The organism is Phycicoccus mangrovi (genome assembly GCF_018729305.1).
GTDB classification, from domain to species: Bacteria; Actinomycetota; Actinomycetes; order Actinomycetales; family Dermatophilaceae; genus Phycicoccus; species Phycicoccus jejuensis.
Window position 1 is genome coordinate 324336 of the sequence record NZ_JAHHWP010000011.1, and the last position, 25242, is coordinate 349577.

The 25242-nt window shown below is 75.6% G+C and carries 17 protein-coding genes; 9 read left to right on the forward strand and 8 right to left on the reverse strand.

Features of this window, described 5'->3' with window-relative positions; genetic code table 11:
• Window positions 1-25: 25 nt before the first annotated feature.
• The 3 genes from KMZ30_RS10230 to KMZ30_RS10240 all read right to left on the reverse strand — a co-directional run bounded on the left by KMZ30_RS10230 (window position 26) and on the right by KMZ30_RS10240 (window position 6441).
• Complete coding sequence (locus KMZ30_RS10230; RefSeq protein WP_215512823.1) at window positions 26-1639, reverse strand: peptidoglycan-binding domain-containing protein; 1614 nt, start codon at window positions 1637-1639, stop codon at window positions 26-28.
• Window positions 1640-1849: 210 nt separating this feature from the next.
• Window positions 1850-4066 carry a cell wall-binding repeat-containing protein gene (locus tag KMZ30_RS10235; protein WP_215512824.1) on the reverse strand — a complete coding sequence of 739 codons (2217 nt, stop codon included), beginning with the start codon at window positions 4064-4066 and terminating at the stop codon, window positions 1850-1852.
• Window positions 4063-6441 (reverse strand): cell wall-binding repeat-containing protein, encoded by a 2379-nt coding sequence (locus tag KMZ30_RS10240; RefSeq protein WP_215512825.1) that lies wholly within the window; start codon window positions 6439-6441, stop codon window positions 4063-4065. The genes KMZ30_RS10235 and KMZ30_RS10240 overlap by 4 nt, the downstream gene beginning before the upstream one ends.
• A gap of 199 nt (window positions 6442-6640) precedes the next feature.
• Between KMZ30_RS10240 and KMZ30_RS10245 the strand changes: the two genes are divergently transcribed.
• From KMZ30_RS10245 to KMZ30_RS10255, 3 genes are read left to right on the forward strand one after another with little or no spacing between them, the layout of a single operon-like run.
• Window positions 6641-7420 carry a CoA transferase subunit A gene (locus KMZ30_RS10245; RefSeq protein WP_215512826.1) on the forward strand — a complete coding sequence of 260 codons (780 nt, stop codon included), beginning with the start codon at window positions 6641-6643 and terminating at the stop codon, window positions 7418-7420.
• Between the two features lie 3 nt (window positions 7421-7423).
• Complete coding sequence (locus KMZ30_RS10250) at window positions 7424-8083, forward strand: CoA transferase subunit B (protein WP_215512827.1); 660 nt, start codon at window positions 7424-7426, stop codon at window positions 8081-8083.
• Complete coding sequence (locus KMZ30_RS10255; RefSeq protein ID WP_226902439.1) at window positions 8080-9021, forward strand: glycosyltransferase; 942 nt, start codon at window positions 8080-8082, stop codon at window positions 9019-9021. Before KMZ30_RS10250 ends, KMZ30_RS10255 begins: the two co-directional genes overlap by 4 nt.
• 168 nt (window positions 9022-9189) lie before the next feature.
• Here KMZ30_RS10255 and KMZ30_RS10260 read toward each other — a convergent pair whose 3' ends face one another.
• From KMZ30_RS10260 to KMZ30_RS10270, 3 genes are read right to left on the reverse strand one after another with little or no spacing between them, the layout of a single operon-like run.
• Window positions 9190-10920: an ATP-binding cassette domain-containing protein gene (locus KMZ30_RS10260; RefSeq protein WP_215512828.1), complete on the reverse strand. Its 1731-nt coding sequence runs from the start codon at window positions 10918-10920 to the stop codon at window positions 9190-9192.
• Entirely contained in the window at window positions 10907-11815 is a 909-nt protein-coding gene (locus KMZ30_RS10265; protein WP_308279730.1) for an ABC transporter permease, read from the reverse strand. Before KMZ30_RS10265 ends, KMZ30_RS10260 begins: the two co-directional genes overlap by 14 nt.
• Window positions 11799-13061, reverse strand: coding sequence for a nucleotide sugar dehydrogenase (locus KMZ30_RS10270; protein WP_215512829.1), 1263 nt, complete (start codon window positions 13059-13061; stop codon window positions 11799-11801). The genes KMZ30_RS10265 and KMZ30_RS10270 overlap by 17 nt, the downstream gene beginning before the upstream one ends.
• 99 nt (window positions 13062-13160) lie before the next feature.
• Here KMZ30_RS10270 and KMZ30_RS10275 point away from each other — a divergent pair, with 99 nt between their 5' ends.
• From KMZ30_RS10275 to KMZ30_RS10290, 4 genes are read left to right on the forward strand one after another with little or no spacing between them, the layout of a single operon-like run.
• Window positions 13161-14243 carry a glycosyltransferase gene (locus KMZ30_RS10275; RefSeq protein ID WP_215512830.1) on the forward strand — a complete coding sequence of 361 codons (1083 nt, stop codon included), beginning with the start codon at window positions 13161-13163 and terminating at the stop codon, window positions 14241-14243.
• Window positions 14240-14836 carry a hypothetical protein gene (locus KMZ30_RS10280; protein ID WP_215512831.1) on the forward strand — a complete coding sequence of 199 codons (597 nt, stop codon included), beginning with the start codon at window positions 14240-14242 and terminating at the stop codon, window positions 14834-14836. The genes KMZ30_RS10275 and KMZ30_RS10280 overlap by 4 nt, the downstream gene beginning before the upstream one ends.
• Window positions 14833-16932, forward strand: a complete 2100-nt coding sequence (locus KMZ30_RS10285; protein WP_215512832.1) for a glycosyltransferase family protein — start codon at window positions 14833-14835, stop codon at window positions 16930-16932. The genes KMZ30_RS10280 and KMZ30_RS10285 overlap by 4 nt, the downstream gene beginning before the upstream one ends.
• Window positions 16929-19001, forward strand: a complete 2073-nt coding sequence (locus KMZ30_RS10290) for an acyltransferase family protein (RefSeq protein WP_215512833.1) — start codon at window positions 16929-16931, stop codon at window positions 18999-19001. Before KMZ30_RS10285 ends, KMZ30_RS10290 begins: the two co-directional genes overlap by 4 nt.
• On the opposite strand, the gene KMZ30_RS10295 is transcribed toward KMZ30_RS10290, so the two are convergent.
• Window positions 18998-21031, reverse strand: a complete 2034-nt coding sequence (locus tag KMZ30_RS10295) for a glycosyltransferase family 2 protein (protein ID WP_215512834.1) — start codon at window positions 21029-21031, stop codon at window positions 18998-19000. The two genes, KMZ30_RS10290 and KMZ30_RS10295, sit on opposite strands and share 4 nt — an antisense overlap.
• Before the next feature lie 27 nt (window positions 21032-21058).
• Here KMZ30_RS10295 and KMZ30_RS10300 point away from each other — a divergent pair, with 27 nt between their 5' ends.
• Window positions 21059-21421 (forward strand): hypothetical protein, encoded by a 363-nt coding sequence (locus tag KMZ30_RS10300; protein ID WP_215512835.1) that lies wholly within the window; start codon window positions 21059-21061, stop codon window positions 21419-21421.
• The gene (locus tag KMZ30_RS10305; RefSeq protein WP_215512836.1) at window positions 21418-24261 is read left to right on the forward strand and encodes a glycosyltransferase; all 2844 of its coding nucleotides are present in this window, start codon (window positions 21418-21420) and stop codon (window positions 24259-24261) included. The genes KMZ30_RS10300 and KMZ30_RS10305 overlap by 4 nt, the downstream gene beginning before the upstream one ends.
• On the opposite strand, the gene KMZ30_RS10310 is transcribed toward KMZ30_RS10305, so the two are convergent.
• Entirely contained in the window at window positions 24224-25240 is a 1017-nt protein-coding gene (locus tag KMZ30_RS10310) for a glycosyltransferase family 2 protein (protein ID WP_226902260.1), read from the reverse strand. The two genes, KMZ30_RS10305 and KMZ30_RS10310, sit on opposite strands and share 38 nt — an antisense overlap.
• Window positions 25241-25242: the final 2 nt, after the last annotated feature.

A 25242-nucleotide genomic window follows, 5' to 3' on the forward strand; every position in this document is an offset into this window, starting at 1 on the left:
CGAGGGACCACCGCGCGGCGACGGCTCAGCGCATCCGGGCCTCGACGGCCTTCCAGGTGAGGGTCGCGACGACCCCGGTCTGCGCGAGGTGCGCCGACTTCTGGGCCGAGCGGACGGCCGCCTCCGTCTTCGGGCCGAAGGACCCGTCGGCGGTGATGCGCAACGCCTTCTGCAGCGCCGTGACGGAGCTGCCGTGCGCACCCCGGCGGAGCACGGTGTTCCAGTAGCGCAGCAGCGGGTGCTCGGCGCGCTCCACGGCGTCCCAGGTCCGGCGGTCGACGACCCCGGTGGCCGACAGCTTCGCCGACCGCTGGAACGAGACCACCCGTGCCTGGGTGGCGGGGCCGAAGCGACCGTCGGTCGCGAGGCCCCCGAGGGCCTTCTGGAGGGCGCGGACGGCGGACCCGCTCGACCCCTTGCGCAGGGTGGTGCCCTTGTAGGCGGTCAGCTCGGTCGTCGGCGTCGACGAGGTCGGCGCGCTCGACGGTGGCCGGGTGGTCACGGGGGCGGTGCTGCCGCTCCCCCCGCCGGCGGAGCCCCCGGCGAGGACCTTCCAGTCCTTCGCGTCGACGACCCCGTCGACCGCGAGGCCCTTGGACTTCTGCCAGGCCTTGACGCGCGCCAGGGTCTTCGGCCCGAAGGAGCCGTCGACGGTCAGGCCGCCGATCGCCTTCTGCATCGCCTTGACCGCCTCACCGCGCGACCACAGCCGCAGGGTGATCTTGGCGTACTTGTCGAGCGGCGAGGTCGAGGGGGCCGGCGCCGTGCCGCCCGACCCGCCGGCCGGCGCGCCGATCAACGCGTTCCAGACGCGGCTGTCGACGATCCCGTTCTGCGTCAGGCCCTTCTGCTTCTGGTACGCGAGCACACGGGCCTCCGTGGCGGGACCGAACGAGCCGTCGACCGTCAGGCCGCCGATCGCCTTCTGCAGGACCTCGACGGCGATGCCGCGCGAGCCCTTCCGCAGGGTGACGTTGACGTAGTCCTTCGGGTCGCGCGAGGTCGGCTGGACACCGCCGGGAGGGCCCGTCAGGTAGGTGGTCACGGCCTTGCCGGTCCACCACGACGTGGTCTTGACCGCGCCGTCCCACGTGAAGGACAGGTGGATGTGGTCCGTGTGCGGCGAGGACCCGGTGTAGGCCTGCCAGCCGCGGTCGGGGGCCCAGGCCTTCCAGATCCGCTTGTTCCAGATGATGTAGTTGATGCCGAAGCGGCGGGCCATCGCCCCCGAGCGGCCCTCGGAGTCGGCCTGCGCGAGCCAGCGGGTGACGGCGTTGCCGAGGGCGAGGTCGTTCGCGTTCTTCGCGTTGAGCATCCAGTCGAGCGCGCGGCCCTCGCCGTGCTCCTGGTCGCACGCGCGCAGCACGCCGTAGACGTGGGCGCCGTAGGTGGCGTTGAGGAGCTTGGCGAAGGCGACCGGGCCGGGCTGGTCCTCGGTGAGGCAGAGGGTCCCCGGCTGGTAGGGCGGTGCGACGTCGAGGGCGCTCGGGAGCGGCTTCGACGGCTTGGGGTAGGGAAAGGTCGCGGCCTGGGCCGAGCCCGCGACGAGCGGGAAGGCGATGACCGACGCCGAGAGGGCGCCCAGGGCGCGGGCGGGCAGGCGCCGGGGCGCCACGGAGTCGTGGTTGGGCAGGGACACGCAGAGGCTCCATCCGGAGTACGGGCGCCCGGGGCAGGGGGCCGGGCGCACTCGGCGATCCGTGGTCCCGGATGTCACATCCGTCACCACCGGATCACCGGGCACATCTGTTCTCTCATCGGGCACGGGCGTGCCGCAAGCGATTCCGTCGAATTACACGCGTGTACTTGCCCTGGTAAAGGCCCGAACGGCCGATGCCGGGGACGCCGTTCATGCGTCCCCGGCGGCGTCGAGGACGCGGGTGGAGACCGACACCGTCCCACCGAGCCCGACGACCCGCTCCAGGCCGGCCATCGCCTGCAGGGCCGCCGCGCTCGACGGCGGGAGGTCGGTGCTGCGCGTGAGGACGATCGGCTGCCCCAGCGAGCCGGCGGTGAGCGCATCGGTCAGCGCCCGGTCCTCGCCGCTCGCGAGCGACACCCGCGTGACCGCGCCCAGGCGCGGCAGGTAGTAGGCGGCGACGGCGGCCGCGACCTCGTACCGGTCCGCACCGTCGAGGCGACGCACGGAGGAGAGGCGCGCCCGCAGCGCGGTCTCGACGCCGGCCCCCACCGAGGGGGTGCCGCCGACGATCCGCGCGGCGTCCAGGCCGAGGTCGCCCAGCGTGCTCACGACGGGGTCCGGGAGCCGGTCCTGGCGCGTGAGGAGGATGGGCTCGCCCACCGCGCCGGCAGGTCCGCCGGCGCCGAGCGCGTCGGCGAGCGCCCATCCCGAGGCGACGACCACCGCGGCGACGGGGCGCTCGGCGGCGACCCGGCGGGCCACCGCCGCCGACACCTCGTAGCGGTCGCGCCCGCCGAGGCGGGTCACCGAGAGACCCCGGGCCCGCAGCTCGGTGACGACGGCGTCGTCGACCGTGGGCGCGCCCCCGACGACGACGGCCCGGGTCAGGGAGCCGGCCCGACGCGCGAGCTCGGCGCGGGTCTGCGTCGGCAGCTTGCCCTGCTGGGTGAGGAGGAGCGGCGCCCCGAGGGCCTGGGCGAGCGGTCCGGCGACGGCGGCGTCGGCGCGCCCGGCGTCCTCGCCGCTGGCGATGACGACCGTGCTCGCGCCCTGGTCGTGGGTCGCCGCGACGGCCTGCGCCACGGCGTAGCGGTTGCTGCCGTCGATGCGCTCGGTGGGACGGGCGACGTAGCTCGAGTAGAGCCCGAGCCTGGCCTGCAACGAGGCCCCGCTGATGCTCGCCCGCGCACCACCGGTCGAGGTCGCGGTCGCCGTGTGGACGGCGCCCGAGGCGTCCCGGGAGGACAGGTCCAGCGAGGCCACGTCGGGCAGGCCGAAGGCGGACGCCAGCGTCGAGGTGGAGGGCCGCGAGACCCACGCCCGGCGCGGGTTGCTCGAGCGCAGGCTCCAGTGGTCGTCGACGCTGCGCAGGTACGGCACGGCCGAGGACCAGACGTCCTCGCTGTTCTGGGTGCGTCCGCCGGTCGAGGACGCGTAGAACGCCTGGATGACCGCGCCCTGGTAGGTGACGACGTAGCCCCGCGTGCCGGAGCCCGCCGCGCGCACCGCAGCCTGCCAGCTCTTCCAGTAGGGCAGGTCCGCCGACCCGGGGTAGCCCCCGAAGACCTGGCTCTGCACCGTGTCGTAGACGTGGCAGGCGCACGCGCTGCGCACCCCGCCCCGGATCGCGCTGAGGGCGTACCCGCGGGCCGCGGCGGCCTGCGCCTCGAGCGCGGCGGTCGGCCACGACCACGGCACCTCGCGGATGTAGTCGAGGTACTGGTCGTGCAGGCGCATCCGGCCGACGACCTCGAGCGTCGAGCCGCCCGGCGTGCGGCTCACCGCGACACTGCCGTCGCGGTAGCGCGCCCCGCCGGTCGAGAGCAACGTCCTCGTGTCGTCCCAGTACACGGCCGCCGTGGTGCCCGAGGCCGTCGTGGCGGGGCTGCACCCCGGGCAGGTGACCTTGACGCCGGAGCCGGAGGCCGTGACGGTCGCGGTGGTGCCGGCGGGCGCGGTGAGCGCGGTCCCGCCGGAGACGACGGTGAGGGTCCCCCCGCCCGCCGAGAGCGCGGACGTCGAGAAGGTCGTCGACGAGGTCTGGTGCTGCAGGTTGACGAGGACCTGGGCGGAGTCGTCGACCACCGTGTAGTCGGTCCCCGTGTAGTAGTGCCGGAGGATCTGCGACGCGGTGTAGCCGTCGCGGGCCATCTCCATCGCCCCGTACTGGCTCATCCCGACCCCGTGCCCCCAGCCGGCCCCCGAGAGGGTCCAGGTGCCGGCGGCGGCCGCGGTCCGGGCCTGCGCCGGCGCCGGCGACGGCGCGAGGACCGTCGGGGTCTCGCCCGACGCGGAGGGCCCCGGCCGGGCCTGGTCGGCCCCCCACGTCACCGAGCCCGCGAGCGCCGCCGGGGCGAGGGCGCCGCCGAGGGCGAGCGCGGCCGTCGCCGCGACGAGCGGCCGCAGCAGCCGGGCGCGCGTCACGGGGTCACCGCCGCGCGGAGGTAGCCGCCGGTGCGCAACGACACGGTGACCGGCGCCCCGAGCACGGTGATTGCGGTGGACGCCGGGTCCGCGCGCAGCCACGCGACGACCGAGGGGCTCGTGGCGGCCTGGCGGACGTAGAGGGTCGGGCGTCCGAGCTGACCACCCGACAACGTGTCGGCGAGCCCCGTGGTCTCGCCCGACGCGACGAGCACGTCGGCCGTCGGGACACCGGCCCCGCGGGCCCACGTCGCGATGTTCGCCGACAGGTCGTAGCGGTTCGCGCCGTCGAGGCGCCGGGCCGAGGGCAGCGCCCGCAGCACGGTGTCGGGGACGGTCACGGCGCCGCCGGCCACGACGGTCCGCCGGACCTGGAGGGTCGTCAGGGCCGTGCGGGTGGCGGCGGGGACCGTCGCGTCGACGAGCAGGATGGGACGGCCGAGGCGGGTCGCCGGGCCGGACAGCGCGAGGCCGTCGGCGAGCGCGGCCTGCCGACCGCTGGCGACGAGGACGTCCGGGGCCGCCGCGCCGCCCGTCACGGCGCGGGCGACGTTGGCCGCGACCTCGAAGCGCGTGGCGCCGCCGATCCGCGTCACCGTGGCCCCGAGCGAGGTCAGCTCGCGCACGACCGCGGACGACACCGACGGCTCGCCGCCGACGACCGTCACCTGGGTGACCTTGCGCCGGACGATCTCGGCACGGGTCGCCGAGGGCAGCTTGGTGGTGTTCGTCAGGAGCAGCACGGCGCCCTGCTTCTGCGCGAGCGGCGCGGCGACGAGCGCGTCGGCCATCGCGTTGGCCTGGCCGTTGGTCAGGACGACCTTGCGGGTCGACGGGTCCTTGGCCTTCGACGCCGCGACGGCGACGGCGAACCGGTCGGACCCCTCCAGGCGCGGGGGGCAGGCACCGGGCGGTGACCCGGTCGTCGCGGCGATGGTCACGGGCCACTCGACCGTCGAGCTCGAGGTGCTGCCGGAGCCGGCCTTCCCCGTCATCGTCACGACGTAGTCGCCGGGCAGGGCGAGGTCGCCCGAGGAGTCACGGCCGTCCCACCGGACGGAGAACCCGCCGGCGGCGCTGCGCGTGCCGCGCAGCGAGGCGACCGTGCCGGCGCAGGGGCTCGACACCGTGATGGTCCAGGTCATCGCTCCCCCGGCCCGCGCCGAGAGGTCGGCCCCGGACCCGCCGTAGGACCAGGCGGTCCGGCTGATCCGCGGCCCGTAGAGCATCGTCCCCTGGTACTGGCGGGCGAGCGTCCGCATCTGCGGGATCTTCGCGTAGAGCTGCGCGCCGGGGCACGACGTGGCGTAGACGTCGCGGTGGCCGATGACCGTCGGGTTGGTGCCGAAGCCGTCGAGCGTCGTCGTCGTCGTCGGGTCGACGTGGGCGAGGCCGAGCTTCCAGGCGATGAGCTTGGACTGGGCGGTGACGACGGCCGAGGGCACTGCGGCGGACGTGAAGTCGCCCATGACGGAGGTGCCGAAGCTCTGGCTGTTGACGCCGATCGCGTGGGCGCCGATGACCGGCTGGTCCATCCCGCCGTAGCGCCCCTCCCACGTGCGCCCGAAGCGGTCGACGAGGAAGTTGTAGCCGATGTCGCCCCAGTCGCGGCCGTTGGTGTGGAAGACGTAGATGCCGCGGATGATGCTCGGCACCTCGGACGAGGAGTAGGTGTTCGAGCCGACGGTGTGGTGGACGACGGCGGCCTTGATCTCGCCGTAGCCGAGCTTCGCGTGCCGGATGCTCTCGTCGGCGCCCCAGTCCTTGCGGGTGAGGATGGTGGGCATCGTCCCGGCGGCCGACGCGCTGCCGGCCGGGGTGGAGGTGACGGCCTCGTCGGCGGCGGTGGTCGACGCGTCGACGACGTCGAGGCGTGCCTGCGTGCCGCCCGTCGCGTCACCGACGACGCGGGCCTGGACGGCGTCCGCGGTGGAGATCCACGGGGCGGTGCCGCCGCGCTGGCCGCGCTGCTCCGGGGTGCCGGCGTCCGGCCCGTCGTCGGACTCGGCCTCGAGGGACTGCCAGGCGCCCCAGGCGCCCGCGCGCTCCTCGCGGATCTCGACCCGCGCCGTCGACGCCACCGCGCCGTCCGGCCAGGTCACCCCCACGACGTGCGCCCGGCCGCCGATCTCGACGACGCGGGACTGCGCGGCGGGCGGCGTCGCGACGGCGGAGCGCTCCTGCGCCGAGGACGTCGACGGCGCCGCGGCGGCGGTGCCGCCGGTGGGGGCCAGGCCGTAGGAGCGCAGGGCGGTGGGGACGGGCGTCGGGGCGGCGGCCGCGCCGGTCCCACCGGAGGTGAGGACGGGCACGACGGTCGCCACGGCGACGGCCACGACGAGGGACAGGGGACGCCGAAGGGCAGCAGAGGTCATGATGGGGGTCCAGAGGCAGGGGGTCGGACGCAGTCAGGGTGCCACAGGGGACCCCTGCGTTCACTGGCGTCACAGGAGATCGTGACCGAACGGCCGGGGCGGCGTCGGCGGGGGTGGTGCCGCGCACCGTCGAACCGCCCGGTCGGTGTGGCCGGGACCGCTCGTGGGGTCCCCACGACCCCGCACTAGAGTGCCCGCCATGGACAAAGTCGTCGCCACTCCTGCCGAGGCCGTGGCCGGGATCTCCGACGGGGCCACCCTCGCCGTCGGCGGGTTCGGGCTCTGCGGCATCCCGTCGGTCCTCATCGCCGAGCTGCACCGCGCCGGCACGACGGACCTCGAGGTCGTCTCCAACAACTGCGGGGTCGACGAGTGGGGTCTGGGGATCCTGCTGGCGAGCAAGCAGATCCGGCGGATGGTCTCCTCCTACGTCGGGGAAAACAAGGAGTTCGCGCGCCAGTACCTCGAGGGCGAGCTCGAGGTCGAGCTGACCCCGCAGGGCACGCTCGCCGAGCGGCTGCGCGCCGGCGGCGCCGGCATCCCGGCCTTCTTCACCCCGACCGGGGTCGGCAGCCAGGTCGCCGACGGCGGCCTGCCGTGGAAGTACGACGGGCACGGTGGCGTCGAGAAGGCCTCCCCCGCCAAGGAGGTCCGGGTCTTCGAGCGCGACGGCGAGGAGCGCGAGTACGTCCTCGAGCACGCGATCGTCGCCGACTTCGGCCTCGTTCGCGCCTGGAAGGGCGACCGGCACGGCAACCTCGTGTTCAACAAGTCCTCCCGCAACTTCAACCCGCTCGCCGCGATGGCCGGCCGCGTCACGGTCGCCGAGGTCGAGGAGCTCGTCGAGCCCGGCGAGCTCGACCCCGACGAGGTGCACCTGCCCGGCATCTACGTCCAGCGCGTCCTGCCGCTGACGCCGGAGCAGGCCGCCGACAAGCACATCGAGAAGCGCACCGTCCGCGCGACCCAGGAGGCCTGAGCCATGCCGCTGACCCGTGAGCAGATGGCCGCCCGCGCCGCCGCCGAGCTCGAGGACGGCGCCTACGTCAACCTCGGCATCGGCCTGCCGACCCTCGTGCCGAACTACGTGCCCGACGACGTCGAGATCGTCCTGCAGTCCGAGAACGGCATCCTCGGCGTCGGCGCGTACCCGGCCGAGGACGCCGTCGACCCCGACCTCATCAACGCCGGCAAGGAGACCGTCACGGTCCGCCGCGGTGCCTCGTACTTCGACTCCGCCCTGTCCTTCGGGATGATCCGCGGCGGCAAGGTCGACGCCGCCATCCTCGGCGCGATGCAGGTCTCGGCCACCGGCGACATCGCCAACTGGATGATCCCCGGCAAGATGGTCAAGGGGATGGGCGGCGCGATGGACCTCGTCCACGGCGCGAAGAAGGTCGTCGTCCTCATGGAGCACGTCGCCAAGGACGGCTCGCACAAGATCGTCGACGAGTGCTCGCTGCCGCTGACCGGCAAGCAGGTCGTCCAGCGGATCATCACCGACCTCGCCGTCATCGACGTCACGGAGGACGGCCTCGTCCTGCGCGAGCTCGCCCCGGACGTCACCGAGGAGCAGGTCCGCGAGGCCACCGGCGCCCCGCTGACGGTCGACCTGCAGCCCGCGCCGGGGAGCACCCGCTGACGGCCGCTCCCCCGCTCCGGGTCGTCGTCGGGGTCGCGACCCGGCTGCGGCCCGACGGGCTGCGCCGGCTCGGGGAGACCCTCGCCGCGCAGACCGGCCTGGACGGCGTCGAGCCGCGGCTCGTCGTCGTCGACAACGACCCCGCGGGCAGCGCCCGCGAGGTCGCCGACGCGCTGGCCGGGTCGCTCGGCTGGCCGGTCACCTACGAGGTCGAGCCCGACCCGGGCATCCCCGCGGTGCGCCGCCGCATCGTCACCCTCGCCCTCGCCGCCGACGCCGACGCGCTCGTCTTCGTCGACGACGACGAGCAGGCGCCGCCGCACTGGCTCGCGACGCTCGTCGGCCACTGGCGGCGCTCCGGCGCCGACGCCGTGACCGGACCGGTCCGTCGGCGGCTGCCGGCGGACGCCCCCGCCTGGGCCCGCTCGAGCGACCTGTTCGACCCCACGGGACGGCACACGACGGGCACCCGGATGTCGAAGGGGTACACCGGCAACGCCCTCGTCTCCCGGGCCGTGCTCGACCGGCTGGACGTGCCGTTCGACGACGCGTTCCGGCACACCGGGTCCAGCGACCTGCACTTCTTCCTCCGCGCGGTGCGCGAGGGGTTCGTCGTCGAGTGGTGCGAGGAGGCGGTCGTCGAGGAGACCATCGGCGGCGCGCGCCTCACCTGGGGCTGGTACGTGCGCCGGGCCTACCGGTCGGGCGCCGGCGACACCGTCGCCCGGCGGCTGCTCGCGCCGGGCCCGCGGACCACCCTCGAGGTGCTCGCGCGGGCGGTCCTGCGCACCGGCCACGGCGTCGTGCTGCTGCCGGTGGCCCTGGCCCGCCCGGCCCTGCGCTCGCTCGCCGTGCGCCGGGTCGCCTCCGGGGTGGGCACGCTCGCCGGCCTGCTCGGCCACAACTACGAGGAGTACCGCCGGGCCGACTCGGTCTGACCCGGCGCGGGCCGACCGAGGACCGCGAGGATCCGCGCCGTCACCGTGATGACGGGGTTGCTCCGTCGTGACGGTCTTGCATCCCCGTCACGAGCGAGGATCCGCGCCGTCACCGTGACGACGGGGCTGCTCCACGCCCGGACCCGTCGGCCGACGGCACCCGACCGGTCAGAAGGAGTCCTCGAGGCGCGAGGCCTCGTCGGCGTCCTCGTCGACGACGTAGTCGGTCAGCTGCTGGCGCACCGCCGTCGAGACCGACGGCACCCCGCCGAGGACGACGACGTGCGCCGGCCGCAGCCGCCGCAGGGCGTCGTGGACGGGCTCCGGCACCGCGTCGCGCTCGACGAGGAGCAGCGGCATGCCGCTCTGCGCGGCGACCAGCGCGCCGGTGACCGCGTCGGCCGGGGCGGCCGCGACGTAGACGAGGTCCACGTTCTCGCGGTGCCCCTCGGTCGCCGCGACGGCGACCTCCGCGGGCGACGGGCTGAGGTGGCGCCGCACGGGCACCCCGGCCGCCTCGGCGAGGACGTCGGTGACGGACGCGGCGAGGTCGGCGCGCTCGACGAGGAGGTGCACCTCGGAGGGGCGCAGCGCCCGCAGCGTGTCGAGCACCTCGGGGTCGACCCCGTCGGTGCCGACGACGAGCACGGTGCCCTCGACGGCGACCGCGCGCAGGGCGGCGGCGAGGGCCGCCGCCTCGTCGCGCGCGGGCACGACGAAGACCGGCCGGCCCGTGGGGGCCTCGTCCCGGGCCAGCGTCGCGACGACGGTCTGGCTGTCGCCGCCGGGGACGCGCCGCGTGTCCAGGCCTGCCTTCTCGAGGGCCTCGACGACGGAGTCGCCGACGCCCTGCGGGTCGCCGACGACGACGACCTCGTCGGGCGCGAGGCGACGCAGCTCGGCGAGCACGACCGGCGGGACGGACCGGCTGCGCACGAGGAGCAGCGGGGAGTTGGAGCGCACGGCCGCGGGCACGGCGGCGAGGGCGACGGCGAGGTCGGTGCCACCGGCGACGAGGACCCGCTCGGGACGCGGCTCGACGGCGCGTGCCGAGGTGGTGGCCGACACCGCGTAGCGGTCCTTGCCCGCCCAGCGCTCGACGCCGGGGACGTCCTGCTCGATCTCGATCGGGCCGATGGTCCCGCGGCGACCGGCCTCCTCGTAGGCGTCGACGACGTCGTCGACCGGACCGTCGGCGACGAGCTCGCCCCGGTCGAGCCAGATCGCGCGGTCGCACATCTCGCGGATGGTGTTCGCGGAGTGCGAGACGAGGAAGACCGTGCCGGCCTCCCCGCGCAGGTCCTCGATGCGCTGCGCGCTGCGCTCGCGGAAGGCGGCGTCACCGGTCGAGAGGGCCTCGTCGATGATGAGGACCCCCGGTCGCGCCGCCGTCGAGATGGCGAAGCGCAGCCGCGCGGCCATCCCCGACGAGTAGGTCGACATCGGCAGGTGGATCGCGTCGCCGATGTCGGCGAAGTCGGCGATCTCGTCGAACTTCGCGTCGACCTCGGCCTTGGTCAGGCCGAGGGCCTGTGCGCCGATGTAGACGTTGCGCGCGCCGGAGAGCGACTTCTCGAGGACGGCGTTGACCCCGAGCAGCGCCGGGGAGCCGTCGGCCCACACCCGGCCGCTCGTCGGCGGGATGAGCCCCGCGATGGCCCGCAGGATGGTCGACTTGCCCGAGCCGTTGCGCCCGATGATGCCGATCGACTGGCCGTGGTACGCGACGAACGACACGTCCTTGACGGCGTGCACCCGGCGGGGGGCGCGGTCGCCGCGCGCGAGCATCCCGCGCAGGCCCGGCGGGCGGTCGCCGGTGCGCGCCCGGCTGCCGAAGACGCGGTAGACGATGTCGACGTGCGAGACGACGACGGAGGGGGTGCGCTCAGCCGCGCCCATAGGTGGCCTCCCCACGCCAGAAGAAGACGAGGCCCCCGCCGAGGAGCACGACGGCCCAGATCGCCGAGGCGATCCACGGCATCAGCTCCAGCGGGGTCTCGGCGAGCAGCGACTGGCGCACGGTCTCGAGCTGCAGCGCGAAGGGCTGGTACTCGAGGACGTGACCGACCGACGGCGCCCGCGCCGTGTAGTGCGAGATCGAGAAGAAGACACCGCTCGTGTAGCGCAGGAGGCGCAGCAGGAGCGGGATGAGGTTGGCGAGGTCGCGGGAACCGTGCGTGATGCGGGCCGCGATGAGCGCGAGCCCGATGACCTGCACGAGCTGGAGCGCGACCGCGAGCGGCAGGAGGAGCCAGGTCCACGTCGGGCGCTCGCCGCTGACGAGCATGAGGACGACGAGCACCCCGAACGCCGGGAGCGCGGCCAGCACCTCCGTGACGCCGACCGACACGGGCAGGACCGCCCGGGGGAAGCGCAGGGCCCGCACGAGGCCGGTGTTGCCGGTGATCGACCGCGCACCGCTCGAGATGACCGAGCCGCTGACGCCGAAGACGATGACGCCGATCGAGAGGAAGCCGATGAAGTTGTCGACGCCCCGCCGGGTCCCGAGCAGCACCCCGAAGATGAGGAAGTAGCTGAGGATGAGCAGCATCGGGTTGAACACCGACCAGAGCCGGCCGAGCCGGTTGTTCTGGTAGCGCGCCTCCGTGCGCCCCTGGGACAGGGTCAGCACGAAGCCCCGCCGCTGCCAGAGGTCGCGGACGTAGTCCGGGAACGAGGGCCGCGCCGTGAGCAGCGTCAGCCCGTTGCTCCGCGCGAGCTCCTCGGCGTCCGCGTCGCTCAGGGCACCGGCCGACGGCGCCGGGCGGCGGGCCTCGTCAGAGGCGGTGGGCACGGTCCCTCGGCGTCACGACGCCGCGGGTGTCGAAGAAGCGCTTCGAGGCACCGGCCAGGGCGTCGACGTCGTAGCCGCGGTGGTTCTGCAGCAGGACGACGAGGTCGGCCTCGGCCACCGCCGCGTCGAGGTCGCCGGCGGCCGGGACGGTGTCGCCGAAGTGCTTCCACGCGTCGACGTGCGGGTCGTGGAAGCTGACCTTCGCGCCCTTGTCGAGCATGTGGCGGGCGACCGGCACGGCCGGCGACTCGCGCTGGTCGGCGATGTTCGGCTTGTACGTGACGCCGAGCAGGAGCACCGAGGCGCCGCGGATGGCCTTGCCGTCCTCGTTGAGGAGGTCCTGCGCGCGCTGGACGACGTACGCCGGCATCGTCGCGTTGATCTCCTGGGCCAGCTCGACGAAGCGGAACGGGTAGCCGAGCTTCGCGCGCACGTTGTAGGAGAGGTAGTTCGGGTCGATCGGGATGCAGTGGCCGCCGACGCCCGGGCCCGGGTAGAACGCCTGGAAGCCGAACGGCTTGGTCTTGGCGGCGTCGATGACGTCCCAGAGGTCGATGTCGAGGTCGTGGCAGAAGCGCGCCATCTCGTTGACGAGGGCGATGTTGATGTGGCGGTAGGTGTTCTCGAGCAGCTTGGCCGTCTCGGCCTCGCGGGTGCCCTTGGCGCGCACCACGGTGTCGACGAACTGGCCGTAGAACGCGGCGGCCTTGTCGCCGCACGCGGGGGTGAAGCCACCGACGACCTTCGGCGTGTTCTTCGCGCCGAACTTCTCGTTTCCCGGGTCGATGCGCTCGGGCGAGAAGGCGAGGTGGAAGTCCTCACCCGCGGTCATCCCGCCGGCCTCGAGGATCGGGCGGACGACCTCGTCGGTCGTGCCGGGGTAGGTCGTGGACTCGAGGATGACGAGCTTGCCGGCGGTGAGGTTGCGGGCGATCGCGTGGACCGCGCCCTCGACGGCGCCGAGGTCGGGCCCGCCGTCCTCGCCGAGCGGGGTCGGGACGCAGATGACGACCGTCTGCGCGTCGGCGATGACGTCCTCGGTCGTCGCGGCCCGGAAGCCGCCGGCGAGGATCTCGCCGAGCTCGGCGTCGCTGATGTCGTCGATGTGGGAGGTGCCCCCGTTCAGCGCGTCGACGACGCCCTGGTTGATGTCGTAGCCGCGCACGGTGAGCCCGGCGCGCACCGCCTCCTGGACGAGGGGCAGGCCCACGTAGCCAAGGCCGATGACGGTGACGTCCACGGACATGCAGATCTCCTGAGAGGTCGGGGGGAGCTCCTGGTCCAGAGCGTCCGACACTCTATCCCAGCGTCGGCGGGCCCCCGGCGCGTGGCATGATCGGGCACCATGTCACGCTCGCCGGGGACGGACCACGTCGTCCTGCTCGTCTCCAGCAACGGGGCGGGGATGGGGCACCTGACGCGGCTCCTCGCGTACGGCCGCCGCCTGCCCGACGGGCTGCGCCCCCACGTCGTCTCGCTGAGCCAGGCGGTCCCGGTCGTGGGCGGCTACGGCGTGCCGTGGGAGTACCTGCCGAGCAAGGACGCCACCGGGATGGACTCGGGCGAGTGGCGCTGGCTCTTCGCGGAGCGGATGCGCGAGGCGGTGCAGCGGCTGCGGCCCGCCGTCCTCGTCTTCGACGGCACCCATCCCTACGCCGGCCTCGACGCCGCCCTCGCCGCCTCCCCCGGCACGCGCGCCGTGTGGTCGCGCCGGGCGATGTGGAAGCCCGGGCGCAACACCCACCAGCTGGCGAAGGCCGCGTGGTTCGACGCCGTCCTCGAGCCCGGCGACCTCGCCGCCGACGCCGACCGGGGCGCCACCGTCGGCACCGACGCCCACCGGGTCGGGCCGGTCACCCTCGTCGACCCCGCCGAGTGCTCGGACCGCGCCACCGCCCGGCGCGCCCTCGGGCTGCCGGCCGAGGGTCCGCTCGCCCTCGTCTCCCTCGGCGCCGGCAACATCAACGACACGGCCGACGAGGTGGGGGCGGCGGTCCGCGCGCTCGCGGCCCGCGGGGTCGGGGTGTGCGTGACCCAGGCCGGCATCGCCGAGCAGGCCGCCGGCCGTGACGACGTGCACCTCGTGCGCCACTTCCCCATCTCCGAGCACCTCGCCGCGTTCGACGTCGCGATCGCGGCCGCCGGCTACAACTCCTTCCACGAGCACCTGCGGCTCGGGCTGCCGACCCTCTTCGTCCCCAACGACGCGACCTCGCTCGACGACCAGGTCGCCCGGGCCGAGCACGCGGCGGCGCGCGGCTGGGCGCTCTCGGCCCGCACCCTGACCGACGACCGGGGGCGGGCGGCCGTCGACACGCTGCTCGAGCGCGGCCCGTCCCTCGCCGCGGCGGCCCGCTCCGCCGACCCGGGCAACGGCGCCGGGGCGGCCGCGACGCTCGTCGCCTCCCTCGCGGAGGGGGCCCGATGAGCCCCCTCGACCGCAGCGCGGACCGGCGCCAGCGCCTCGCCGCCGCGGCCCGCCGCACCCCCGGCTTCCGCCTCGTCGGCGACCGCGTGCTGCCCCGGCTGCGCTCCAACCGCACCCTGACCGACCTCGTGTGGCGGGTCTTCGACCCCGACCACGGCCTCGGGGTCGCCCGCCGCCCGTTCCGCTCGGGCCCGGCGGCGGACCCGGACGCCGAGCTGCTGCCGGTCGTCGCCTTCGTCCTGCTCGGGGCCGACGACGACACCTTCGCGCGCGGGCTCGACGCGGTCTGCGCCCTGCGCGACGAGACCGGCGCCTTCCGTCCCGTGCTCGTCGTGGACCGGCCCGACCTCGCAGCCGTGCGCGGCCGTGGCGTGGTCGTCGACCACGTCGTGCCGGCCGCGGGCTGGTGGGGCGACCCCGCGGAGCACGAGGCCTACGTCGGGCGCCGGCTCGTCTCGGTCGTCGACGGCTTCCGGACGTGGCACCTCGTGCACCTCGCCCCCGACGGGAGCGTCCCCGCGGCCGACGCCCGTCTGCTCCGCGCGGTCCGCCCCGCCCTGGAGTCCGGGCGCACGGCGGGACGCTTCCGGTGACGGGCCCCCTGCACGCGGGCTGGTTCGCCGCGGCCACCGACCCCCTCGTGCGCGTGCTCGTCCTGCACCGCCCCGACGGCGAGCCGGCGCCCCTCGACCCGGGCGCCACCTCCGTGGGGGTCCGGACGCAGGCGCTGGAGCCCCCCGCCGACGCGCTGCCCGCCCTGCGCGAGGGCCGGGTCCGGGCGGCGTCGCTCGTCGCGGCCCGCGGCCGCCCCGCGGTGGCCCGGGTCGTCCACGACCTCAAGCGCTCCGCCGACCTGCGTCGGGCGGTGACCGGTGGCGTCGACCTCGTCGTCTCGTCCGACCCCCTCCTCGACGCGGCCCTCGACGGCGTCCCGGCCGTGCTCCACGGCCTCCCGCTCGTCCGCTCGACCGACGTGCCGGCCCTGCGGAGCCTCCTCGCCGACCTGACGACGTGGGCCGAGCGGCTCGAGGCGGTCGCCGAGGCCGGCTCCGACCCGCTCGCCGTGCCCGACGACGAGCTCGCGCCGCCCCGGCTTGCGCCGGTCCCGGGCGCCCCGACGACGCTCCTCGTCGCCGACCTCACCCGGCGGCTCGCCGGGCGCTCGCGGACGCTCGGGGGGCGGGCGGCCCGGCTCGCCGGCCGGATCCTGCGGCCCGACGGGGGTGCGGCCCTCGCGTCCGGCCTCGCCGCCCAGGAGGCCGCCGCCGGCCTCGTCCTCGACCCCGACCCCGGGGCGACCGACCTCGACCGGCTCTCGGCCGTGGCCCGCGGCACGCTCGAGGCCGCCGACGCGGCCCTCGCCGCCGGTCGCGGGCAGCTCGCCCTCGCGCTGCTGTCCGACGCCCTGCTCCTGCTCTTCCACCGCGAGCTGCACGCGGACGGCGACGGCTCACCGCTCGTCGACACCCCCGAGCGGTTCCTCGCCGACCTCGTCGCGAGCACGACCTTCCGCGCCGTGACCTCCGGGGGACGGGGGGCGCTGGCGCGCGAGCGGACGCAGGAGCAGCGGGCCGCGCAGGACCGGGCGCCCGTCGCGGTGGTCACAGGCGCCTACGGCACCTTCCACCCCGAGGTCGTCGCCGCCCTCGAGACCGTGGGCGGCCTCGAGGTCGACGTCGTCGACCTCGCCCGCCGGCAGACCTTCTCGGCCAAGCCGCTCACCCCGGACGCCCTCGCGGCCCTCACCCTCCTGCGCCGCTGGCCGGCGGGGCCCGGGGTGCCTGACCGCCGGCAACTGCGCCGCACCGAGACCGACCTCCTGCGCGACCTCGCGGCCGTCGGCGACGAGCACCGGGCGGTCTTCTCGGACTGGGCCGACAAGTCGACCGCGTTCCTCAGCCACGCGCTCCCCCCGGGGCCGCGGCTGTCGATGCGCATCCACCGCGTCGACGCCTTCGACCCGTGGTTCGTCCTCACCGACTGGACCCGGGTCGCCGAGGTCGTCGTCGTCAGCCCCGCCTTCCGCGACCTGGTCCGCGCCCTCCTCGCGGTCCTCGGCCACGACGTGCCGGTCCGGGTGGTCCCCAGCTTCGGCAGCATCGAGGGGCTCGCCCGACCGAAGACGCCCGGGGCCCGCACGCGCCTCGGCCTCATCGGCTGGAGCCGTCGACCGAAGGACCCCCTGTGGGCCTTCGACCTGCTCGAGCGCTGCCCCGGCTACACCCTCGTGTGCGTCGGCGCCCCACCGACCGGCGCCGCCGTCCCCACCGTGGCGGGTCGCGCGTACCACGCCGAGGTCGACCGCCGGCTGGCCGAGCTCGGCGACCGGGTCGAGGTCGTCGGCTGGACCGACGACGTCCCCGCCGTCCTGCAGGGCATCGGCGTCATCCTCAGCACCAGCCGCAGCGAGGGCTGCCACCGCGGGCTCATCGAGGGAGCCGGCTCAGGCGCGGTGCCCGTCGTGCGCGACTGGCCGCTGCTCGCGAGCCGTGGGGGCCCGCACGGCCTCGTCGACGACGCGTGGGTCGTGACCACCGTGGAGCAAGCGGCTGAGAGACTGGTCGCCGTGACCCACCCCGACACCTGGCCCGCGGCGGTCACCGCGACCGCCGCCCGCGCGGCCGACCTCTTCGACGGCTCGGACGCCGACGCGACGTACGTGGAGGTCGTCCTCGGGAGCACGCCGTGACGACGACGCAGTCCCGTCCCGCCCCGTCGCCCGCCGCCACCCCCCGCCGCTGGCGCGGTGACGTCGAGGGCCTGCGCGCCGTCGCGGTCGGGCTCGTCCTCGCCTACCACGCGGGCCTGGGCCCCTCGGGCGGCTTCATCGGCGTCGACGTGTTCTTCGTCGTCTCGGGCTTCGTCATCACCACCCAGGTGGTCCGCGAGGTCGAGCGAAGCGGCCGGCTCTCGCTCGTCGGGTTCTACGCCCGGCGCGCCAAGCGGCTGCTGCCGGCAGCGGGCCTCGTCCTGCTCACGACGGCCGTCCTCACGTGGTTCCTCGCGCCGCGCACGCAACGGGGCACCTTCGGCCTCGACATCGCGGGGGCCGCGGGCTACGTCGTCAACTGGGTCTTCGCGGGCCGCTCGGTCGACTACCTCGCCGAGGACCTCGAACCCTCCCCCGTCCTGCACTTCTGGTCGCTGGCGGTCGAGGAGCAGTTCTACATCGTCTGGCCGCTGGCCATCATCCTCGTGCTCCTCCTGCGCCGGCGCTTCGGCTGGAGCAGCACCCGCCTCGCCCTCGCCGTCGGGCTCGGGCTGCTCATCATCCTGCCGACCTTCGTCTGGTCGCTCGTCCTCACCGCCGAGGACCCCGCCCGCGCGTTCTTCGTCACGACGACCCGCCTCTGGGAGATGGGCCTGGGCGCCTTCGTCGCCCTCGGCGCCAACCGGTGGGCCCGGCTGCCGGAGCGGCTCGCCGCGGTCCTGGGCTGGGTCGGGCTCGCCGCGCTGGCCCTGGCCGCCCTCACCTACGACGGCACGCTCGCCTGGCCGGGCTACGCCGCGGTGCTGCCGACCCTCGCCACCGCCGTGGTCATCGTCGCCGGCTTCCGGGCGCACCGCACCGGCCCGGAGGTCCTCCTCGGCACCCGGCCGCTGCGCTGGGTCGGCGGCCTGTCCTACTCCCTGTACCTGTGGCACTGGCCGGTGCTGCGGGCGTTCGAGTGGGTGCTCGGGCCGCTCTCCGCGGTGACCGGCACGCTCGCCGTCCTCGTGTCGTTCGTCCCCGCCTACCTCTCGTTCCGCTTCGTCGAGAACCCGCTGCGCCGCCACCCGTGGCTCGGCGAGCACCCGCGCCGGGCCCTCGGCGTCGGCGCCGCGATCTCGGTGGCCGGCCTCGTCGTCGGCCTCGGGATGTGGGCCGCCACGAGCTCGCAGGCCGACGACCGCGGGGCCCGCACCGACGCCGGGTTCACCTCGCTGACGACGCCGCCCGGCCGTGACTCCTACGACGCCGAGCCGTTCTTCAGCACCCTCACGCCGACCGCGCAGGGGGCGACGGCCGACGTCCCGTCGCTCTACGCGCAGGGCTGCCAGACCGAGGTCGAGGTGAGCACCCCCAAGCCCTGCACCGCCGGCGACCCGAAGGGCTCGCTGTCGGTCGCCGTCGTCGGCGACTCCAAGGTCGCCCAGTGGGTCCCCGCCGTCGACGCCATCGGGCAGGAGCGCGGCTGGAAGGTCACGAGCTGGACGAAGAGCTCGTGCCCCTTCGTCGACGCCACCGTGCCCTACCAGGACGCGCCGTACGACGCGTGCCGCACCTGGGGCCAGGAGGTGCTGAAGCGCCTCACCGGGCCGGACAAGCCGGACGTCGTCATCACCTCGTCGGTCTACAGCACGGCCTACGACGCCTCCGGCACCGCGACGCCGGACGCCTACCGCGCCGGCCTGGTCGCCACGTGGACGGCCCTCGAGGACGCCGGTGTCCGCGTGGTCGCGCTGTCCAACACCCCGAACCCGCCGAGCGACCTCACCCCGGTCTACGAGTGCGTCGCCCAGCACCCCGACGACCGGGCGGCCTGCTCGTGGCCCTACGAGCAGAGCCCCGGCAGCGCGGCGCTCGAGGCCGCCGCGAAGAGCAGCGGCGCCTCGTGGGTCGACATGGACCCCTGGGTCTGCCCCGGTGGCGAGTGCGCGGGCATCTACCGCAACGTCCTGACCTACCGCCAGGGCTCGCACATCACCGGCACCTTCGTGCGCATCCTCCAGGCCCCCCTCGAGGAGCGGCTCGCGGCGGTCGTCGACCGCCCCTAGCGGCCCGTCGCGGCGACGGGCACCGGGCGGTGCACGACCGTCACCGCCCCGAAGAGCCGTCGGGCGACGGTCAGCGCGTCGTCGACGACGAGCGGGTCGACGTCGCTCGCCACGAGGTCGGCGAGCAGGTCGGACGCCGCCGCCGGCGGGTCCGGCTCGACGAGCTCGACCCGGAGCGGCTCCAGCGCGAGGGTCGTGGTCGGCCCGACGGCGAGCAGCCGCGGGTCGGCGACGACGAGGCGCTCGACGTCGACCGCCTCGTCGGGGCTGACGGCGGCGGCGAGGGTCCCGTCGGTGACGAGGTCGAACCACGAGTCGTGCATCTCGGCCCGCCCGCCCCGGCGGTGGGGGGCCTCGACGTGCCAGACCCCCACCGAGCGGCCGTCCCGTGCCGCGGCGAGCGCCTCGCGGACGACCTCGGCGCGCACGGCGACCCGGGCGGCGTCGAGCGTCAGCGCATCGGTCGGCGGCACCCGGCGACCCGGCTCGACCACGCCGTCGACGACGTCGTCGACGGGCAGCGACAGGTCGGCCATGACGACCAGGTCGAGCCGCCGGCGCCCGGCGGCCACCTCGAAGGCCGTCGGGACCCGCAGGGGCAGTCCCTCCCCCGCGTCGACGTGCAGCCCGTCGGCCCCCGCGGCCCGGTGCCAGGAGCGGAACAGCCCCTTGAAGGCCAGCCGCTGCGGCGTCGTCCACTGGTAGGAGAAGTCGCCGCGCGACAGCGACCCCGAGCGCAGCCGCGTGACGGCGAGCACCGTGCCGGTGTCGACGACGGCCCCGCCGGTCGCGGTGATGCGCTCGGCGTACTCGGAGTCGGCGCCCCGGCGGATGGGCAGGAAGTCACCCAGGGCGTCGACCGCGCTGCGGCGCAGCATGAGCGAGCTCGCGTTGGCGCGCACCGGCCGGTAGCCGAGCCACTGGTGGCTGAGGTCCTCCCGGGCGCGCAGCGCGTCGCTGCGGCTCGCCCCGACGGTGGGCGACTCGGCGAGCGCGGCCACCTGGTCGGCGATGCGGCAGGGGTGCGACCAGTCGTCGCTGTCCTGGAACGTGATCGCCGTGCCCCGGGCGAGCCGGAACGCGGCGTTGCGGCCGAGGTAGCTGCCGCCGTTGCGCTCCATCCGCACGACGCGCACCCGCTCGTCCATCGCGCCGACCTCGGCGTAGAGGTCGTCGAAGTCCGGACCGGAGGCGTCGTCGACGACGAGCACCTCGAGGTCGGCCCAGGTCTGCTCGAGGATCGAGCGCACGGCGACGCGCATCCCGGGCGCGTCCGGTCGCCAGCTGGGGACGATGACGGTGACGAGCTCGCCCGAGACCGAGGCGGGCCGGTGGCCTGCGGCGGTGAGCCGGTCGAAGGGGGCGACCCCGGTGCGGTCGGACGCCACCCCGACGACGACGTCGGGATGGTGGCCGAAGACCATCCGGCCGAGCGCGGCGCCCCAGCGGCGCTCCTCCTCCGAGGACCCCGGAGCACCGGCGTCCCACGCGGCGGGGCGGGCGAGGTCGAGCGCGAGACCGTCCCGGACGACCGCGGGCGCGCGTCGCCACCGGGGCAGGAGGTCGGCGACGGCCGTCCGGGGCCCGGCGAGGTAGCGCGTCTGGAGGGCGAGGAGGTGGTGGACCGGCGCCAGGCGCGCGACGTCGACGGTGTGCGCGAGGTCGTCGTAGAGGTCGGCGGCGACCCGCAGCCCGGAGCCGTCGGGCTCGGCGGCCAGGGCGAGCGCGAGCGCGGCCCGCAGGGTCGGCTCGCCGTGCACCGGGGCCCCGGCGAGGACGTCGGCCCACCCGGAGGCGCCGTCCGTGGCTCGGCGGGCCAGCGCCTCGCGCACCACGACCGAACGGGTGCGGGTCGCGTACTGCGCCATCGCATCCGGTGCGCGGTCCACGGCGTCGACGAGGTGCGCCGCCGTCCAGGCACCGGGAGCCCCCGCCTCGGCGGCGGTCGTCGCGACTCCCGCGTAGAGGTGGCCCGGTGCGGAGGGCAGGAGCCCCGGCCCGGCCTCGGTGGGGCGCGGATATGCTGTCATCGCTGCTCGCGTCGCACTAGGAGTTCCATGAAGTCCCGAATCGTACAGGCCAGCCTCGTCGCCGGGGCCGGCCTCGCCGTGCTGCTCCTCGTGGGCGCGGTGCTCGGGCAGCCGTGGCTGCTGGCCCTCGTCGGGGCCGGGTTCGCCGCCGTGCTCATCGGCCTCGCCGCCGACACGAACGTGCGCGTCCGCCGCATCGAGCGGCGCCTCGACAAGGGCGCCCGCGGGGTCCCCGACGCCGCCCTCACCCCGCCCCCGGCCACGGCCGCCGACGTCGTCGGGACGGTGCGCCTCCTCCAGGCGCAGTACACCGCCCGGCTGGACCGCCTCCAGGGCACCGTCGAGCAGCTGGCCGCCGGTCACGACGGCGCCGAGCGCTCCGAGTCGTGAGCGGTCGCGGGGCCGCCACCCCGTCCGCCTCCCGGCGCACCGTCGCCCGCGACACGCTGCGCCGTGGCAACCGGGCGCCGGACAAGGTGCTGACGACCGCGCTGCGCACGCGCTCGGTCCACGCCCGCGAGGTGATCGCCGAGCACGCCTGGCCGGGCCACACGCCGGAGCAGCTGTCCGCCTGGGCCGACGGGCGGCCCGCCCGTCTCGAGCCCGGCATGGACGCCGACCTGCTCGCGCGGTACGCGATGGTCGTCGCGCTGCAGCTGCCCGGACCGGAGTCCACCGCGACGGTGCTCGCCCTCGCCGACGTCCTGGAGGCCGACCACGCGCTCGGCCGGGTGCACGAGCGCGCCGTCGAGCTCCTCGGGCAGGTCCGGCTCGCGGCGGGCGACCCGCGGGGGGCGCTGCGCCTGCTCGAGCGTCCGGAGGTCCGCGAGGACGTGCGGCTCGCGGCCCGGGCCGACGCCCTCAACCCCTTCGCCGCGACCGGCACGGGCGACGAGCGCGCGTGGGGCGCCGCCTTCGCCGAGGCCGTCGGGGGGCCGACGGCGCCCGTCCGGCTGGCCCCCGGCACCGGCACCCCCTTCGACCGGCTGACCGCCGACGCACCCGCCGTCGAGCACCCCGGCCGGGTCACGGTCCTCATGAGCACGTTCCGCCCGCGGCGCAGCGACCTGCTGACGGCGGTCCGCTCGGTCTTCGCCCAGACGTGGCGCAACCTCGAGCTGTTCGTCGTCGACGACGCCTCCGGTCCCGGCACCGCCCCGCTGCTCGACGAGGTCGAGGCCCTGGACCCCCGCGTCACCGTCGTCCGCAAGGCGGTCAACGGCGGCACCTACCGGGCCCGCAACACGGCCCTGCGGCTGATGACCGGCGACTGGTTCACCGTCGTCGACTCCGACGACTGGGTGCACCCGCAGATGGTCGAGGTCACCGTCCGCCACCTCCTGGAGAACCCCGGCCGGGTCGCCGTCCGCTCGCAGGGGGTCCGGATCGGCGAGGACCTGCGCCTGAGCCGACCCGGTTACGCACCCCGCTACCCGTCGGCGGCCTCGCTCATGGTGCCGGTGCACCCGACGCTGGCGCGCGTCGGCTTCTTCGACCCGACCCGCAAGGGCGCCGACACCGAGTACGCCCGGCGCATCGAGGCCGCCTTCGGCCAGCGCGTCCCGACCCTCCCCCACGTCATGACGTTCAACCGCACCCTCGCCGGCTCGCTCTCGGCGGAGGAGTTCTCGCGCGGATGGCGGCACGGGTCACGGCACGAGTACAAGAGCGTCTACGCCGCCTGGCACCAGGGGATCCGGACGGGGACCGAGGACCCGTGGCTGGACCCGACCGCCGCCCGCACGTTCCCGCAGCCGCAGCGCTGGAACACCCGGCCGGCCGCCGGGCCCCGCCGCTACGACGTCGTGTTCGGTGGTGACTGGCGGCGCTTCGGGGGCCCGCAGCGCTCGATGCTCGAGGAGATCCGCGCCTGCCTCGAGGGCGGGCTCACCGTCGGGGTCCTCCACCTCGAGGCGCTGCGGTTCATGTCCACCGACGACCCGCCCCTGTGCGCACCCCTCGTCGACCTCCTGCGCTCGGGGGCCGTGTCCCAGGTGCAGGTCGACGACGACGTCGACGTCGACGTGCTCGTCGTCCGCTACCCCCTCATCCTCCAGTACCCCCCGCACGCCCCGGCCGCCTTCCGGCCGCGCCGGGTGGTCGTCGTCGCCAACCAGGCGCCCCTGGAGCTCGACGGTTCCGACCAGCGCTACGTCGTGCGCGACGTCACCGAGCGGACCGAGGAGCTCTTCGGGCGGCGACCCGTGTGGTGGCCCCAGGGACCGACCGTCCGCGAGCTGCTCGAGGCGCAGGACCCGACGATCGAGCTCCTCCCGACCGACGACCTCGGGCTCATCGACGTCGACGACTGGCACGTCCGCGAGGACGGCCGCGACCCCGCCGCGGGCGGCGAGCTCGTCGTCGGCCGGTACTCGCGCGACGACGTCATCAAGTTCCCCTCGACGTGGGCCGACGTGCTCGCCGCCTACGACCTCGGCCCCGGTCACCGGGTCCGGATGATGGGCGCGCGCGCCCAGCTGAAGCGTCTCTCCGAGGCGGCGGGCAGCGGGCCGGACCGGTACCCCGCCGAGTGGGAGGTGCTACCGCACCGGGCCCTCGACACGCGCGACTTCCTCGCCGACCTCGACGTCTTCGTCTACGTCGACAACCCCGACGCGCACGAGGCCTTCGGCCGGGTGCTCCTCGAGGCGGCCGCCAGCGGCTGCGTCGTCGTCACCCACCCGAAGCACGAGCCGACGTTCGGGGCGGCGCTCGACTACGCGCTGCCGCACGAGGTCCCGGCCGTCGTGGCCCGCTACCGCGACCCGGAGGTCTTCCACGCCCGCGTGGCGCAGACCCTCGCGATGGTCCGCGCCGCGTTCGGGCACGAGCGCTTCCTCGCCGACGTGCGCGAGCTGCTCGGGCCCCCGCGCCCGCCGGCCACCGTCGACCCCGAGCCGCTGCTCGGCGCGCCGTCGTGGCTCCCGGCGGCGCACGCCGGACGCCGGGTCCTCGCGCTGCCGGTGCGCAGCGCGGCCGACGGCGAGCGCGCCGACGAGGTCGCGCTCGTCCTCGGCGACGACGCGGACGCCGGCTGCGTGGCCGCGTGGCTCCTCGCGACCGTCCGTGACACCGCCGACGCGATGCTCGACGACGTGCTCGCCTCGCGCGCAGGCGATCTCGGCGTCGTCGGGGTGCTCGTGCGCCGGGACGGCGTGGTCCTCGAGCCGGCCGGCAGCCCGGCCCCGGACGTCAGCCGTCGCCGAGCAGGCGACGCGGCCGCGAGGTGAGGAAGCCCCACCCCCACGCCCAGTGCATCGTCGCGAGCACCGGCCCGGCGAGCAGCCGGGTCCGCACCGGCTCACCGGCGGTGATCGCGACCCCGCCGACCCCGACGGCGAGGACGTAGCCCGCCGGCACGACGAGCGCCGGCCACCACGCGAGGCCCACGAGCGTCGCCACGCCCGTGCCGACGACCATCGTCGGCGCGGCGAGGTAGCGGGCGTTGAGCGTGCCGCCGTGCAGCCCGGCGACCACCCGCCGCCACCGCCCGTAGTCGCGGTACTGGCGCGCCAGCCCGCGGAACCCGGACCGCGGTCGGTAGGTGACGACGAGGTCCGGGGTGAACCACACGGTGCCCCCGGACGCCCGGATCCGGTGGTTGAGCTCCCAGTCCTGGGTCCGCGTGAAGCGCCGGTCGTAGCCCCCGACGCGCTCGAGCGCCGAGCGCCGGAAGCAGCCGAGGTAGACGGTGTCGACCTCCCCGGCCCCGCCCCCGGTGTGGAAGCGCGACGAGCCGACCCCGAGCGGGCTGCGCATCGCCGCCGCGACCGCCCGCTCGAACGCCGTGCGCCCGCGGGCGTCCATCGTGCCGCCGACGTTGTCGGCGCCGGTCTCGGCGAGCGTCGCGACGGCGGTCGCGACGTACCCGGGCGGGATCTCGGCGTGCCCGTCGACGCGGACCACGACGTCGCCGGTCGCCGCCCCGACGGCGGCGTTGAGCGCATCCGGTGTGCGGCCGGTCGGGTTGCGCACCAACCGGACCCGCTCGTCGGCCGCCGCGAGCCGCTCGGCGACCTCGTCGGTGCGGTCGCGCGACGGACCGAGCGCGAGGACCACCTCGAGCGGTCCGGCGTAGTCCTGACCGAGCACCATCCGCACGGCGTCCTCGAGGTGGCGCTCCTCGTCGAGGACGGGGACGACGACGCTGACCGACGGGGTCGCCGGGAGCGGCTGCTGGGCGGGGCGTGCGGCGGGCTCGGTGCTCATCG